Here is a 16,412-nt window from a genome sequence, read left to right on the forward strand (position 1 = left end):
GTTCCGTTGCAATGCTATCGCCAATTGTCACCATAATTTCGGTAACCTCGACTTCATCATTACCAATATCTGGAACATACACTTTTTTTACAGCAGAGGCTACAGTAGGAACTTCAATCACAGGTGCTGCACCTGCGCCAGCCTCTTCAAAGACCATAATCAAAGAGCCTGTAGAGACTTTATCTCCTACTGCTACTTTAATTTTTTTTACGACACCTGCTTGTGATGTAGGAACTTCCATCGACGCTTTATCACCTTCAACAATGATTAGCGACTGTTCTTCTTCAACTGTGTCGCCGACGCTAACGAGGATTTCTGTAACTTCAACCTCATCGACTCCGATATCGGGAACGTTAATTGCGATTGTCATTGATTCCTGCCTCTTACGCGTACAGTGGGTTTACTTTTTGAGTATCTATACCGAATTTTTTGATAGCGTCAACTACTACAGATTTCTTAATATTACCATGTTTTGTTAGCTCGCTAAGCGCAGCAACTACAACGTAGCTTGCGTTCACCTCGAAGTGATGGCGTAGATTAGCTCGGCTGTCTGAACGACCAAAACCATCAGTTCCCAATACTTTAAATGATTTAGATGGCATGAATGCACGCACTTGCTCTGCATAGTTCTTCATGTAATCCGTAGCTGCAATGGCTGGTTCAGCCCCCATGACTTGAGTGATATAAGGCACTTTTTGCTCTGCATCTGGGTTCAACATATTGAAGCGTTCTACATCTTGACCTGTACGCGTCAACTCGTTAAACGAAGTTACAGAGTAAACGTCCGATGCAACACCGTATTCATCACTAAGGATTTGTGCAGCTTTACGTACTTCGTTCATGATGGTTCCAGAACTCATTAGCTGAACTTTATTTGCACCAGCATAAGATTCAAGTTTGTAGATCCCATTACGAATACCTTGTTCAGCTCCTTCTGGCATTGCTGGCATTGCATAATTTTCGTTCATCAGCGTCAGATAGTAAAACATATTTTCTTGATTTTCACCGTACATACGACGGATACCGTCTTGTATAATCACCGCTAATTCGTACGCGAACGTTGGATCGTAAGAAATACAGTTAGGAATAGTGTTTGCTTGAATGTGACTATGACCATCTTCATGCTGTAAACCTTCACCATTTAAAGTAGTACGCCCCGCAGTTGCACCTAATAAGAAGCCACGTGCTTGTTGGTCACCAGCCATCCACGCCATATCCCCAATACGTTGAAAACCGAACATTGAGTAGTAAATGTAGAACGGGATCATTGGCAAATCATTTGTACTGTAAGAAGTTGCCGCAGCTACCCATGAAGACATAGCACCCAGTTCATTAATACCTTCTTGCAAGACCTGACCCGAGGTTGCTTCTTTGTAGTAAGAAACAACACCATGGTCTTCAGGAGTATATGCCTGCCCAAACGGATTATAGATACCGATTTGACGGAACAAGCCTTCCATACCGAAAGTACGAGCTTCGTCTGCAATAATAGGAACGATGTTTTTGCCAATATTTTTATTTTTTAGTAAAATATTTAAAGTACGAATAAATGCCATGGTGGTAGATATATTACGTTTTTGCTCTGCAAGCAGTGATTTGAATTCCTCCATTTCAGGAATGACCAGTGCTTCAGTGAACTTAGGTAGCCGCTTAGGCGTATAGGCGTGCAGCGCACTGCGTCGTGCATGTAAGTATTCATATTCTGCTGAACCTTCTTTTAGTTTTAGGTATGGCAGAGTTTTCATATCTTCATCAGAAATAAGATCTTGTAGACCTAAGCGATCACGTAGGTGCTGAACATGTGTCATATCCATTTTCTTCACACCATGCGCAATATTCTTTCCTTCTGCTGCTTCACCCATGCCGTAACCCTTAACGGTTTTCGCTAAAATAACGGTCGGACGGTCTTTTTTTTCTTGCGCATTTTTAAGCGCTGCAAATATTTTAGATGACTCATGGCCACCACGTTTCAATGCGAAGATCTCTTCATCCGTCATGCTAGCAACGAGCGCAGCAGTTTCTAAGTATTTGCCAAAAAAATTTTTGCGAACGTAAGCGCCATCTTTGGACTTAAATGTTTGGTAATCACCGTCGAGAGTTTCGTTCATCAACTGAAGCAGTTTACCCGTGGTGTCTTTGGCTAGCAGTTTGTCCCAACCATTACCCCAAACAACTTTAATCACGTTCCAACCAGCCCCTTTGAATAGACCTTCTAATTCTTGGATGATTTTACCATTACCCATGACTGGACCATCTAGACGTTGAAGGTTACAGTTGATTAGGAAGCATAGGTTGCCCAATTTTTCACGAGCCGCGAATGAAATTGCGCCGCGTGATTCTGGCTCATCCATCTCACCATCACCCAAGAATGCATAAACGCGCTGAGCTTTGGTTTCTTTCAGACCACGGCCTTCTAAGTATTTTAGAAAGCGAGCTTGATAAATAGCAGAAATAGAACCTAATCCCATGGAAACAGTCGGAAATTGCCAGAATTCAGGCATCAGTTTAGGGTGAGGGTAAGCAGGAATACCCTTACCATCAACTTCTTGGCGAAAATTATCAAGCTGCCCTTCAGTCAAACGGCCTTCAATAAATGCACGAGAGTAAATACCTGGAGCAATGTGGCCTTGATAATAAACTAAATCACCGCCATCCACCTCGTTAGACGCACGAAAAAAATGATTAAAACATACTTCGTAGAAAGTAGATGCAGATTGGTAAGACGCCATATGGCCACCCAAGTCCAAATTTTTTTTCGAGGCATGCAATACAATCATGATCGCATTCCAACGAATGATAGAACGAATACGACGTTCCAGATTTACGTCACCTGGATATGTAGGTTCTTTATCTGCAGGGATGGTATTCACATAATTGGTAGTGATGCTAGTAGGCATATCAACACCGTCAAGGCGTGCCTTTTCTATAACTTGTTCAAGTAGGTACTGGGCACGTTCTACTCCTTCTTCACGAATGACCGAGGCGAGAGCTTCCAACCACTCTTGAGTTTCTAGTGCGTCCACGTCATTTTTTATGATTTCAGACATGACGATTCTATCCTTTCATTGATTGACTCGTACAAAATAAATGTATCGCAGCTGAAAAATGTTTTTTAACAGCTACCTCGGTGCTTTTTTTAGGATACTATTGATAAAACAGTCAGGATGAGTTATTCCAGTTCATCATTACGCTGCTAAATCTTGCGGAGCGAGCGCTCTTGGCGACTTGTTTTTCGACTGAAACCCGACAACATTTTTTCAATAAAAGCTACATATGGATATGATGCCAGACGGATTTTTGAGTGCCTTAGCAATAATTTTTGCGCAAGTTTCGCTCTGTGTATACTGACCTTTTCAACCACATCATTATCATGATTAAGCAAGTTAAAAATTTTTTATAATCTTTTACACTAGTAGTGGAGCTAATTTACGCATAATGTGCAGTAATACAACATGGTGTAATGCTTTAGTCATGGCAATTAGATATTGCATAACTGCACTTACCTCTGTTTAAAAGTTGCTAAGTTGCACGGATCTGGTCATACCATGGCATGTACAAATGCTCGTTAAATATTTTTTGGCTCCACGTAGCACAGCAATATAAAAAGAAATATCCTCTAATGTATGATGATATTTTCAGTAAATTCAATTGTGATCCTGGGTTCTCAGCTAATAATTTAATAAGTGGTTCATATAAGCATTAGTATAATGATTCCTGACACAGGTATCATCACCATGTTTACAATTTAAAAATTGTTTTTCTTCTAAAGACTGTATAATTTCGTCTACAGAAGGGAGATAATCATTAAAGTATTTTACTAACTCTTGCTACAGTGTCAATTTTTGCACTGAGAGGACGTCTTTTTAAAAATTAAGATTTTAAGTTCTTCTTTAATAACATTTGATAGCTGGGGTTGACGAAGTCGTTGTATTCCCATTATTTATCTTTATGTCCTGATGCCGGGACTTCTGCAACGTCATACCCCAAAGACTGGTCTAGTGTAAATTATAGGACCACTTAAAAAACAGTTAAAAATTTAACAGACCGTGGAGAAAGTGTCCACTGTAAACTTAATTTACATCATATATATTAGGTCTTCTATCCTAATTTGAGTTCAGGTAACTAATTTTAAAATAATGCACTATTAGACTATTGCTTTCATTTTAGGCATACTCAGTGCTGTCAATTTATGTAATATTTTATCTAGGTGTAGGTTGCACAAATCTGGGCATTGTCATACCTTAAGCTCAATGTTCCTCCGAGCAGTTTTTGATAGTATGGTTACCATACGCTGTGTGTCACTGCTGACTTGAATCGTATCACTCCTAGTCACTAACCACTAAATTACGTTGACGCCTTCATTCCCCAAAAACAGCGCCCTTTATTAGTACGATGAGTGGAGCCGCTAGTTTAATATAAACGGTTTTTTAACATTGTCTTGTATCATAAGCACTATCGTTTCATATCTTAGTGATTCTTCGGTGGGTTTGTTGGATCAAGTGAGGCAGTATTTACCCGTAAGTCATCTTTAATGAGCTTAACTTAGTAGCAATGATTTAATGCGCATTTATATCTATTACTAAATGCAATTTACGTCAAATTCGCCATCTCCCATCAGTGCCATTCTTCTTTACTTGCCCCCTTTTCTGTATCATCAACCTTAAATTCGTAAAACCAACGTGTTGAATGCGATATTAGCTATTTTGAATCGTTTGCTAATGCGCGAATAATGAGGATATGACAACGGGAGTTAAGTAAGTTTAAAATAAAATTAGTAAATTTTGCTAACCTCTTAATAGCATTGAAAATACGCATTTAACCATGAAAGCTCTCATAATGGCTTCATCGCTAAATAAACGGAGTTTTCCATCTTTACCCCGTTTAGTTTGATTCCGTAGCTGAATGATTTCTTCATCAATCCTGAATGTTAATGAGTCATGCTCGATTAACATTTGATTATATGGCTTCCTGCGGGTTGTTTTGTAGCTAAGCTTGTCCATAGACCTAAATATTTAAGTGACCTAGCTGTTTAAAGCATAGATTGATCATTTAGTTCCCTAGTTTAGGACACAAAATTTTCTTTAATTTGATGATTTTTTAAAATAGCACAAAAAACGGTATACTTTCAAAACTTGTCCAGGATACGTTCTCAGTATGAATAAAAACTATGTCAGACTCGTTAAAATGGCTGCGTGGGCAGCCACTATTACAGCCACTGGCCTTCTTGTTATAAAATTTTTTACCTGGTGGTACACAGATTCGGTGAGTTTACTTGCCTCACTTGTAGACTCATTGATTGACTTATTAGCTTCTATAACTAACCTTGTGGTGGTGCGTTATGCTCTTCAACCAGCGGATGAAGAACATCGCTTCGGACATGGAAAAGCGGAATCGCTTGCAGCACTGGTGCAAGCTGTTTTCATTGTTAGTTCAGCCGGCTTCTTGTTGTTTAATGGAATGGAGCGGTTGTTCCGTCCGTCTGAACTGCACCACCCAGAAGCAGGGATAGTGGTGAGCATCATTGCGGCTATTATCACTGGATGTTTGGTGTTATTCCAAAAATGGGTAGTATATAAGACAGGCAGTCAAGCTATTTCTGCTGACTCCATTCACTATCAGTCAGATCTTCTTATGAACATAGCGATTATTGTTGCACTGAGTTTAGCATGGTATGGCGTGACGCAAGCTGATGCAGTATTTGCACTTTTTATTGTGATCTTTATTCTGGCAAGCGCATTTAGGATGATCAAAAATGCGGTACAATCACTTCTTGATCATCAACTTTCAGTTGAGGATCAAGAAAAAATCATGCTACTTACTTCCACCGTCGCAGGTGTTCATGGCGTTCACGATCTTCGTACTCGACAAGCAGGTATTACGAGGTTTATTCAACTGCACCTAGAGTTGGACGATAACATAAAACTAGTTGATGCTCATCTAATTGCGGATGAAGTAGAAAGCCGGTTAGAAGTTGCTTTTCCGATGTCTGATGTATTGATCCACCAAGATCCGGCATCAGTCGTAGGAAAAGACTCTCAAGAATAAAATTTATACACGTATTGTCACAAATACTTAGCTTTATTTTTTCAATGAAGGAACTCAATTATCAATCTACTCTCTAAACAACTAGGTTCCACTTGAATATTCAGGTCCATGGACAAGCTTCGCTACAAAACAACCGACAGGAAGCTGTATAATGAAGCTTTCAATCACTCGTGATTCACGAACATGTTGGATTGATGAGGGAGCCATTCAGCTATGAAATCAAATTTCAGCAGGGTAATCATGAAAAATTTTATTTATTTAGGGATTTAGCCATTATGATGGCTTTCATGGTTAAAAGCACATTTTCAAGACCATGAATAGGCCTGCAAAGATTCATTAATTTTGTTTAAAACATGCTTAACTGCCGTTAAGCATGCCCTCGCCATTCACCATTCCCGCATTAGCAATGCGAGCCAAAATGGTTGGCATTACGTTCAAAATTCATACTAAAGGAACCATCCGGCATTGAACGAGAGATATATATACGCATGAAATAATTGCTGCTAAATGAAATAGCATTAAATGTGACTGACGGTAAAGTGCTACCTAATTTGCTCAAACAGACCCATCTAAGAATCAATGAAATATCAGGCGATAGAGTTTATGATACCAGATAATGTTATGAAACTGTTCGTATTAAATGAGTGGTTCGCTTCATTCCAGCCAAAAAAAATAATTTTTGAGGACCGAGATTATCCGCATAATTAGCGTTTACCTACCAGAAAATCATATGATTCAAATCAGCGTTGGAAAACGAAGTATAGTGATCATAAACGTTCCCTATCAGAGGCGGCCATGATTCGAGTCAAAAAACTATTCGGGGGGGAGGAACATTGAGCCTAAGGGATCTGAATGCTAAGATTAATAAAGTCTATGCCATGGTAAAAGTGTTAAATGAGTTAATTGGGCTAGGTATGTCTAAAACAAAATTGAACGTCTTATGGTTCATCATATTGAAATTTTATTTAAAAAATTAGGAAACATAGTTCAAATTGTTGTAATTGTTACTGATATTGATTAACAAAAAATAATTTTTAAATTATATTGGCCTTACATAAAAAAGAAAGTTACAGTTTTAAATAAGCAGCCGGCAAGCTAGACTAGTGTATCAAATATGCCTAGGGTAAACCCACGATATCCCATAAAATTTTTCTTAGGTAAGTAGGGTTCTAAGCTCCATTTCTCAACATGCGATAGTGGATTTGAAGTTTCAATTCTCAAAATTAGAGGGCAATTTAGAGGGTAATAATGGTTAGTAAAATTGGTGTTTTGACTAGTGGTGGTGACTCACCGGGTATGAATGCAGCCATCCGCGGTGTTGTACGCGCGGCATTGAGTGAAGGTATTGAGGTCTACGGAATTTATGATGGCTATCAAGGTCTCCATCAGAACCGCATTGAAAAGCTAAACCGTACTAGTGTTTCAGACATCATCAACCGAGGTGGAACCTTCTTAGGTTCAGCACGTTTCCCTGAGTTCAAAGACGAAAGAGTTCGTGAGCAAGCCATCAAAAACATGAAAATGCATGGTATTGAAGCACTAGTTGTTATCGGTGGTGATGGTTCTTATATGGGTGCAAAAAAATTGACTGAAATGAGTTTTCCATGTATTGGTTTACCTGGTACCATTGATAATGACATCCCTGGTACTGATTACACTATAGGTTACTTAACAGCACTAGATACTGTTGTTGAAGCGATTGACCGTCTGCGAGATACTTCTTCTTCTCACCAGCGTATTTCCATCGTTGAGGTGATGGGTCGCCAGTGTGGTGATCTGACTTTGATGGCATCTATCGCAGGGGGTTGTGAATATTTTGTGACACCAGAACTTGGCTTTGATAAAGAGCAGCTTCTGACTAAAATAAAAGAGGGTATCTATAAAGGTAAAAAGCACGCAATCATCACAATCACTGAGCTAATAACTGATGTAAACGATCTAGCTCAACACATTGAAGGTGAAACGGGTCGAGAGACACGTGCTACCATTCTTGGACATATTCAGCGTGGCGGTCAGCCATGCGCATTTGACCGGATCCTTGCGTCTCGCATGGGTGCATACGCGGTCGCATTGCTGAATAATGGTGAAAGCGGTCGTTGTGTAGGTGTTCAATGTGAAAATTTGATTCACCATGATATAATGCATGCAATTGAAAATATGTGTCGTCCGTTTCGCCAAGATCTTTACGATGTTGCAAACAAATTATTTTAAGTTTCAGACCGGCTTTATTTCCTAAATCAGGGGACTCAATTATTAATCCGTATCTTAAATGGCCAGGGTTTACTTAAATATTCAGGCCATGAACAAGTTTAACTACAAAATAACCAACTGAAAGCAGTATAATTAAGCTTTAATTAATCATGACGGACTGATATTTTGGATTGTTAAAGAAGTCATTGAGCTATGGAATCAAATGAAGCAGGATAATCATGGGAGACCCCGTTTATTTAGTGATTTAGCCATTATAACGGTTTTCATGGTCCAGCGCGTATTTTCAATGCTATTGATAAGTTTGCAAGGATTCATTAATTTTGTTCTTTAACTGGTTAAATTGTCGTTATTATGCCCTTATTATTCTTGCGCTAACACACGAGCGAAAACCGTTTTTGTTGCGCTCAAGACAAAAATTAAAGGAACCATACAGCATTTAGTCATTGATTTTACAGGGCTGAAACTTTACGGAACATGTCGAATTTGATGCAGGTTACATTTAGCGGTAGATATGAATAAGCATGAAATCATTGTTGTTACATTAAGTTCATTAAATGTAACTGACAGTGAAGTGCTACCTAGTTTGTTCAAACAGCCCCGCTGAATAATCAATGAAATATTAGACGATAGAGCTTACAACACTAGGTAGTATTTCTAGTTAAAAAACTCCTGAGAGTGGTATTGAGCCTAAATAAAATTTTTTCTTAATTCGAGTTCAGATAGCAAATTTTAATTCAAATTAGGAAATTTCATTACAATATACGCTCTAAACAGCTAGGTTAACTGAAATATTCAAGTATATGGACTAACTTTACTATCAAAAATTAACTGAAAGTAGTGTAATTCAGCTTTACTTAATTGTGGCTCACTAACACTTTGGATTGATGAAAAAGTTATTCAGCTATGAAATCAAACTAAGCCGAGTAATCGTGGAAAATTTCGCCTATTCAATACCACTAAGAGGTTAGCAATGATTCATTCTATTTACAAACTTGCTTAACTATCGTTGTCATGTCTTCATTTTTTATGCATTAGCAAGCGATGATGCTTACGACATCAAGCAGTGTTATAAAATCATTCGCATTAAACAAGCTGTTCCACTCATCCCATCAAGACAAGAGACAATTTTTGGGGTACGAGATTATCTGTGCAATTTAGCGGTTAGTTACCAAAAGTTATACGGTTCACATAAGCATTGTAAAATGAGTCTAAGGAATTATCATGCTTAGACTGGAGAAACTGACGCCATAATAAAAGAGTTACATAAGCTGACAGGGATAAGTATGCCTAAAGTGCAAGAGAGCGTTTAGTAGTTCATTACATTGAAATTTGCTATCTGAACTCGCATTAAGAAATAACACTCATTTATCTGGTTGAATGCTTCATGATACGCGCTTTATCACGTTTCCAATCGCGATCTTTTGAAGAAGCACGTTTGTCATGAAGCTTTTTACCTTTTGCCAGACCAACCTTAAGTTTAGCCCAAGACTGTTTCCAGTACATAGATAAGGCGACAAGAGTATAACCGTCTCGATTTACCCTACCTATTAATGCGTCTAGTTCACAACGTTTTAGCAATAGCTTTCGGATGCGCGTTGGGTTTGCTACTATATGTGTAGAAACAACGCGCAGTGGTGTGATTGTGGCACCAGACATGTAAGCTTCACCATCTTTAAAAAACATGTAGCTTTCCGTGATGTTGACCTTACCGGCTCGGAGAGATTTTACTTCCCAGCCTTGTAGCACAAGTCCTACTTCAATGTCATCTTGAATAAAATAATCGTGGTTAGCTTGACGGTTCTGCACAATTGTATTAGTGCCTACTTTATTTTTTAAATTTTTCTTTACCATAATTATGCTATTATACGTAATGGCAGTGAATGGTGATATAATTTTTATTAAATTTTTAGATTCTCGTTAGATTCGTTCACGGAAATAAGAGTTTATACTAATAATTGTGAAGGTGCTTGGTTTCTTAATGATTCGGAATCTTATTCTAGGCTGAAAAATTTTTCTAACTAAAAGTTAAAATAAGGATTTGAGATTCAGCATGATAAATTTTGTGATAATCGAATGTATGGCCGCATAAAAATAGTATCACTTACATCCGTAAGATGTAAGTGATGTAGTGGTTTAACAAGCTCAAAAAATTTAATTATTACCATAGCTAAGCTTTGTTGACTAATTCAAATTCAGAGCGTAAATCCCAATATGATGAACTATTAGGTGCTCACTTTTGTGTTAGGCATACCTAGTTTTGTCAACTTATTTAACGTTTCTATCATGGCGTAAGTCTCGCTAATTTGAGCATTATGATCTCTTAAGTTTAATGTCACCCCCCTAGTAGTGTTTGACTTGAGCCATTGCCGTCTATGATAGGGAACATTTATGGTAATCATACCTCGTTTTCTAATACTGATTGGAATCGTATAACTTCTGGTAACTGCCCGCTAAATTACGCGGATGACCTCGTTCCTCAAAAGTTATTCCTTTTCTTTGTGAGATGAGTAAAGCCGCTTGTTTAATACGAACGGTTCGTAACATTGTCTGGTGTCGGAAGCACGATCGGCTGATATTTCATTAATTTTCGGCGGGTCTGTTTTAGTAAGCTAGGTAACACTTCACTGTCAGTGACATTTGATGCACTTAGCTTAGCAGCAAGGATTCCATGCGTATTTATATTTACCGCTAAATGTAACTTGCGCCAGACTCATCATTCCCCACCAATACGATGCTTTTTTACTTCTCATTCTTCTTCAACGTAGATTTTGAGCCCCACAAAATCCATGGTTAAGTGCTGGATGCTTCCTTTATTCGTCGTCTTGAACGTGACGTTAACCATTTTGGCTGCTTGCAAATGCATAAATAGTGAGGGTATGACAATGGTAGTTGAATAAGTTTGGAAACAAAATTAATGAATTTTTTGAGACCTTTCAATGGCATTGAAAATACGCATTTAACCATGAGGACCGTTGTAATGACTAAGTTGCTAAATAAACGAGATCTGCCATGACTATCCTGCTGAGTTTAATTGCATAGCTGAATAGCTTCTTCATCAGTCTAGAATGTTAGTGAGCCCCGATTGATTAAAGCTTGATTATATTGCTTACAGTTAGTTGTTTTGTAGCGAAGATTGTTCATAGAACTGAATATTTCAGTGAACTTCACTGTTTAGAGTGTTAATTGAAAATTTAGTTTTCTTATTTAGGAAATAAAGCTGGTTATCATAAACGTTCCCTAACAGAGGCAACAATGGTTCGAGTTAAAAAGCTACTTGGAGGGAGATTGAGTCTAAAAAAGCATGGAACTTAGATTCGTGAAGCCACCACCATGATGAAGTGTTAAATAAGCTTACAAGGCTAAGTATGCCCAAAATGCAAGCTAGCATCTAATAGTCCATGATGTTGGGATTTGCTATCTAAATTTTAATTAGTGAACAAAACCACGACATAACGCTTACTGCATGTTATCACTTTCGCAATCTAATCATCAGTTTTTTTGTAGGTAAAAATATTCTGCTAAACTATAATAGTTTAACTTAGTTAGCTGAATGATACACTGCTCCCATTCTTCATACGTGAAAAAGTCATCAGGCCTAAGCGACTCCTAGGGTGTCAATAATACATGATTTTGTTTGAAATAATGCATAATTTGAGCCATATTTGCTTTTTGTATTGTTTGTATTGTTTGTATACTAAGATTATTCACATCCAAATACGGAGAAAGGATTTATAATTTTTTATATTCAATGTTCTTCTAGTTTAGATGCAGCATGCCTATATTTTATAATAGATTTTGGGAGCTTTTATTTTTGAAATTAAGTAACTGAATTATCAGTTTACGCTCTAAACAACTAGGCTAATTAATATTTTGGACTGATGAAAGCGCTATTGAGCTATGGAATAAAACCAAGCAGAATCATCGAATGAGACCTCATTTATTTAACGATTTAACCATGAATTATTCGGAGTTGAGAGTCTACGGAGAAAGCTGATGGTAAGTAAAAAAGCAGGGCATAGGTGGAAAGCGTCTAGTCTGGTGTAGGCCAGATGTAGCGGTAGATATAAATACGCATCCATGCATTGCTACTGAGCCAAGTGCGTCGAATGTACCTGACGGTAAAGTGCTGCTTAACTTGCTCAAACAGACCCGCCTAAAAATCAATGTAATATTAGGCGATGGTGCTGACGATACTAGAAGTGTTACGAAACCATTCGTATTAAACGAGCTGTTCCACTCATCCAACTAAAAAAAGCAACTGTTTGAGAACGAAATCATTCGGATAATTTAGCGATCAGTTACCAAAATTATATAGTTTAAATCAGCATTGAAAAACAAAGTATGGTTGCTATAAACGTTCTCTGTAAGAAACAGCAATGTCCTGAATCGAAAAACTGTTCAAAGGAATATTAAGCCTAAGGGATTACCATGCACTGACTGGCGAATTTTTTACGCAATGATAAAAGTGCTAAATAAGCTGATTAGGTTAGATATGCCTAAAACGCAAGCGTTCATTTAATCGTGAATCATGTTAAAATTTATTATTGAAACTTTCATCATAAATCAAGTCAAGAAAAAGATGTCGTCGAGACGCATATGTCGTTATGATTCCAACGTTTGAACCTATTCAACGCTTGCACTTACCTGATTAAATGCAGTTTTATTAGTAGGTATGCAGAAAATAACCAGCATTAACGTAATCGTTGTATCCATTATTTTGTACATGACTTAGCTAAACAGGCCTTCACGCCATTAGCATCATTAGCGCCATTTACATGTGCTCAATCATTATATGAGGTAAAGAACATGAACGATTGGTCAATTAACGACGCACGCGATGTCTATAACACACCGTATTGGGGCCAAGGGTATTTTGACATTAACCCAAGTGGGGAAGTCATCGTTCGTCCAGACAAAAACCAACCTAATAATGTAATTGCTTTATCTTCATTGGCCGACGAATTGATTGCCAAAGGTGTATCACTACCAGTTTTAGTGCGTTTCCCCGATATTCTTCACCACCGGGTAGATAGCCTGTGCTCAACCTTCAACGATGCTATTTCAGATTACGACTATAAAGGTCAATATTTGGCGGTTTACCCAATAAAGGTTAACCAACAAGAGCCAGTGGTGAGTGAGATCCTAAAGAGCCAATACGCACGCCAACAGCGTCAATTGGGTTTAGAAGCTGGAAGCAAACCTGAATTGATGGCAGTGCTTGCCATGGCGCAACAAGCGAGCTCAGTGATCATCTGTAATGGCTATAAAGACCGTGAATACGTACGCCTTGCACTCATCGGCGAAAAGCTGGGTCACGAAGTGTATATCGTGCTTGAAAAGTTGTCAGAACTTAACACGATTTTAGAAGAAGCCAAAGCCCTGGCTGTAAAGCCGCGTCTTGGCATACGCGCGCGTTTAGCGTCTCAAGGAAAAGGCAAGTGGCAAGCAAGCGGTGGCGAAAAATCAAAGTTCGGTCTGTCCGCATCGCAAGTACTGACCGTGATGGAAACGTTACGTGAGCACGATATGCTCGATTCACTTCAATTAATGCACTCCCATCTAGGCTCACAAATTGCTAATATTCGCGATGTACGTTCAGGTGTGAACGAAGCGGCACGTGTATTTGCAGAACTATATAAATTAGGCGCGGGCATTACTACAATTGACGTAGGTGGTGGATTGGCCATTGATTACGAAGGCACCCGCAGTCAAAGTTGCTGCTCAATGAATTATAGCCTTCGTGAATATGCGAATAACGTTGTCTACACCATTGGTGATGTGTGTAAAGAATATGACATTCAAATGCCGCGCATTATCTCTGAATCAGGCCGCAACTTAACCGCGCACCATGCTGTCCTGATTACTGACGTTGTAGGCGTAGAGAGTTACCAACGTGAGGAAGTGTTTGCACCAGCAGCCGATGTGTCGCAGATTCTACATAACATGTGGCACTCATTTAAAGATCTAAGTCAATCAATCGATCATCGTTCTCTGGTTGAAATTTATCACGATAATCAAAGTGATTTAACAGAAGTACACATGCAATTTGCAATGGGCATGGTGAACTTTACAGAGCGAGCATGGGCAGAACAAATTAGTCTTCGCATTTGTTACGAGCTGTCTTGCAAAATGTCACATAAAAATCGCGCACACCGTCCTGTTCTTGATGAGCTAAATATTCGGCTGGCAGACAAGTTATTTTTAAATTTTTCATTGTTTCAATCACTGCCAGATGTATGGGGTATTGACCAAGTCTTCCCTATTCTTCCGCTGAGCAACCTCGATAAAGCACCTGAATGCCGTGCAGTGATGCTTGATGTCACATGTGACTCAGATGGAGCTGTTGACCAATACGTTGAAGGCCAAGGGATCGAAAGTACGCTGATGGTGCCTGCATGGACAGATGAAGAACCGTATCGCATAGGTTTCTTCTTAGTCGGTGCGTATCAAGAGATCTTGGGTGACATGCACAACCTATTTGGTGACACAGACACAGCTGTAGTACGGTGCAGTCCAGATGGCCGCTATGACATCAAAGAAATCGAACGTGGTGACAGTGTTGGCGATGTACTGCGTTACGTTCACCTTGATGCTAACTTATTTCTCGAACAGTATGAAGAAATGGCGAAAGCTGCACTACCAGAAGAAGAACGAGGTGCAATCTTGGCGGAATTGGCAGAAGGCTTAAATGGTTACACCTACCTCGAAGATATTCGTACTTATCGCTAACGTGGGTCATTAATCGTTATTACTAATGGTGGCTCACTAGCGAATGAATAAAGCAGGTAGCCAGTTGATTTTATGGAGAGTGTTATGGCAACTCTTGCTAATTTTCCAGATTATTCGCTGTACGCGAATGCGTTCGGTTTTTTACGTCAACCTCTGGTATTTCAACCACAAGGTTTTGACGCAGATGTTGTTATCACTGGTGTACCGTTTGATATGGCAACCACAGGTCGTTCGGGCAGTCGTATGGGTCCAGGCGCCATTCGCCAAGCCTCAATTAACCTCGCTTGGGAAGGTAAATGCTGGCCATGGGACTTTTCCCTAACTAAAGAAATTAAAATCGCAGATTGCGGTGATTTGGTGTTCAATTGTGGTGATGCTGCACAAATGTGTGAGCGCCTAGAAGCACACGCATCCAGTTTGCTGGCAGAAGGCAAAACCTTGCTGACTTTTGGAGGCGATCACTTTGTGACTCTGCCACTGTTACGTGCTTACGCAAAACAATTCGGTGAAATAGCACTGATTCATTTCGATGCCCACACGGACACTTACGACATGGGTAGTCAGTACGATCATGGCACTATGTTCTATCATGCGCCAAACGAAGGTTTGATTGACCCATACAGTTCTATTCAAATAGGTATTCGCACTGAACACGGTTATACCTTGGGTTATCAAGTGGTGGACGCTACAAAAGCGAATGATTGGCCTGTTAATAAGATAGTTGACACAATTAAGAATCGTGTCGGCAACCATCCGGTTTATCTGACGTTTGATATTGATTGCCTTGACCCTGCTTACGCACCTGGCACTGGTACGCCTGTTTGTGGCGGCCTAAGCACGGCGAAAATTTTACAAGTGATTCGTGCGCTTCAATGCATTAACTTAATTGGTATGGACGTGGTTGAAGTCGCTCCTGCATATGACCACGCAGAACTAACATCACTTGCAGCAGCAACCATTGCCACTGATCTACTCCACGTTTGGGCGGTGAACCACAAGAAAGCGGAATGTGGTTTAAACTAGCAAAAAATGTCGGACTGTTCCGGCATTTTCTATTTTTGTGATTAATTGCATTCAGATAAATTATATCTTTCTTCAAAACGTACTATCGGCCAGACATCCCAGCTCCAAACATAGCAAATCGCATGACCTTAAACCCACCTTTGATCCCCTAGTGGCCTTTATGCAACACAGATGAGCGGTGAATAGTGAATGATTTTGTTTGCTAATTTGAGTACAGAAAGCAAATGTCAATATGATTAACGATTAAATGCTTATTTACATTTTAGGCATACCTAGTCTTATCAACTTATTGAACGCTTGTATTTTTGTGCAGGTTTCGCCAACTTGGGTATTATCATCTCTTAGGCTCAATGTTCCTCCCAGTAGTTTTTTAACTCAGTGTATCGCTGTCTTTTATAGAGCTT

9 protein-coding genes and 3 pseudogenes are annotated in these 16,412 nt (G+C 39.2%); 7 read left to right on the forward strand and 5 right to left on the reverse strand.

From position 1 onward, the window contains the following. Together BTN50_RS00005 and aceE are read right to left on the reverse strand one after the other, a co-directional pair. A partial coding sequence (locus BTN50_RS00005; RefSeq protein WP_394336751.1) for a biotin/lipoyl-containing protein occupies positions 1-370 on the reverse strand: 370 nt, incomplete at its 3' end. A gap of 13 nt (positions 371-383) precedes the next feature. After that, positions 384-3,047 carry a pyruvate dehydrogenase (acetyl-transferring), homodimeric type gene (gene aceE / locus BTN50_RS00010; RefSeq protein ID WP_096618572.1) on the reverse strand — a complete coding sequence of 888 codons (2,664 nt, stop codon included), beginning with the start codon at positions 3,045-3,047 and terminating at the stop codon, positions 384-386. A gap of 2,107 nt (positions 3,048-5,154) precedes the next feature. Here aceE and fieF point away from each other — a divergent pair. From fieF to BTN50_RS10545, 4 genes and pseudogenes are all read left to right on the forward strand, one after another. Continuing rightward, positions 5,155-6,045 carry a CDF family cation-efflux transporter FieF gene (gene fieF / locus BTN50_RS00025; protein ID WP_096618573.1) on the forward strand — a complete coding sequence of 297 codons (891 nt, stop codon included), beginning with the start codon at positions 5,155-5,157 and terminating at the stop codon, positions 6,043-6,045. 833 nt (positions 6,046-6,878) lie between these two features. Further along, positions 6,879-7,022, forward strand: coding sequence for a hypothetical protein (locus BTN50_RS12605; protein ID WP_394348996.1), 144 nt, complete (start codon positions 6,879-6,881; stop codon positions 7,020-7,022). 271 nt (positions 7,023-7,293) lie between these two features. After that, the gene (pfkA, locus tag BTN50_RS00035; RefSeq protein ID WP_096618574.1) at positions 7,294-8,256 is read left to right on the forward strand and encodes a 6-phosphofructokinase; all 963 of its coding nucleotides are present in this window, start codon (positions 7,294-7,296) and stop codon (positions 8,254-8,256) included. A 142-nt stretch (positions 8,257-8,398) separates the two neighbouring features. After that, positions 8,399-8,857: pseudogene (locus tag BTN50_RS10545) on the forward strand (transposase); the annotation flags it as partial. A gap of 764 nt (positions 8,858-9,621) precedes the next feature. Here BTN50_RS10545 and smpB read toward each other — a convergent pair. Then, positions 9,622-10,107 (reverse strand): SsrA-binding protein SmpB, encoded by a 486-nt coding sequence (gene smpB / locus BTN50_RS00055; RefSeq protein ID WP_096618577.1) that lies wholly within the window; start codon positions 10,105-10,107, stop codon positions 9,622-9,624. 371 nt (positions 10,108-10,478) lie between these two features. Continuing rightward, positions 10,479-11,397: pseudogene (locus BTN50_RS00060) on the reverse strand (IS5 family transposase). A 982-nt stretch (positions 11,398-12,379) separates the two neighbouring features. Here BTN50_RS00060 and BTN50_RS11725 point away from each other — a divergent pair. The 3 genes from BTN50_RS11725 to speB all read left to right on the forward strand — a co-directional run bounded on the left by BTN50_RS11725 (position 12,380) and on the right by speB (position 16,008). Beyond that, a complete protein-coding gene (locus tag BTN50_RS11725; RefSeq protein WP_256386970.1) occupies positions 12,380-12,505 on the forward strand; it encodes a hypothetical protein in 126 nt (41 codons plus the stop codon). Between the two features lie 557 nt (positions 12,506-13,062). Beyond that, a complete protein-coding gene (speA, locus tag BTN50_RS00065; protein ID WP_096618578.1) occupies positions 13,063-14,985 on the forward strand; it encodes a biosynthetic arginine decarboxylase in 1,923 nt (640 codons plus the stop codon). Between the two features lie 84 nt (positions 14,986-15,069). Beyond that, a complete protein-coding gene (gene speB, locus BTN50_RS00070; RefSeq protein ID WP_096618579.1) occupies positions 15,070-16,008 on the forward strand; it encodes an agmatinase in 939 nt (312 codons plus the stop codon). A gap of 255 nt (positions 16,009-16,263) precedes the next feature. Here speB and BTN50_RS10550 read toward each other — a convergent pair. Further along, positions 16,264-16,383 (reverse strand): annotated as a pseudogene (locus tag BTN50_RS10550) (IS5/IS1182 family transposase); the annotation flags it as partial. Positions 16,384-16,412 lie beyond the last annotated feature (29 nt).

This window comes from Candidatus Enterovibrio altilux, assembly GCF_002381345.1.
Lineage (GTDB): Bacteria > Pseudomonadota > Gammaproteobacteria > Enterobacterales > Vibrionaceae > Enterovibrio > Enterovibrio altilux.

What these genes read in the sequence shown, in the direction of transcription:
- fieF (WP_096618573.1), top strand. Translation starts at nt 5,155, where the DNA reads ATGAATAAAAACTATGTCAGACTCGTTAAAATGGCTGCGTGGGCAGCC.
- speB (WP_096618579.1), top strand. Translation starts at nt 15,070, where the DNA reads ATGGCAACTCTTGCTAATTTTCCAGATTATTCGCTGTACGCGAATGCG.
- smpB (WP_096618577.1), bottom strand. Translation starts at nt 10,107, where the DNA reads ATGGTAAAGAAAAATTTAAAAAATAAAGTAGGCACTAATACAATTGTG.
- pfkA (WP_096618574.1), top strand. Translation starts at nt 7,294, where the DNA reads ATGGTTAGTAAAATTGGTGTTTTGACTAGTGGTGGTGACTCACCGGGT.
- speA (WP_096618578.1), top strand. Translation starts at nt 13,063, where the DNA reads ATGAACGATTGGTCAATTAACGACGCACGCGATGTCTATAACACACCG.
- aceE (WP_096618572.1), bottom strand. Translation starts at nt 3,047, where the DNA reads ATGTCTGAAATCATAAAAAATGACGTGGACGCACTAGAAACTCAAGAG.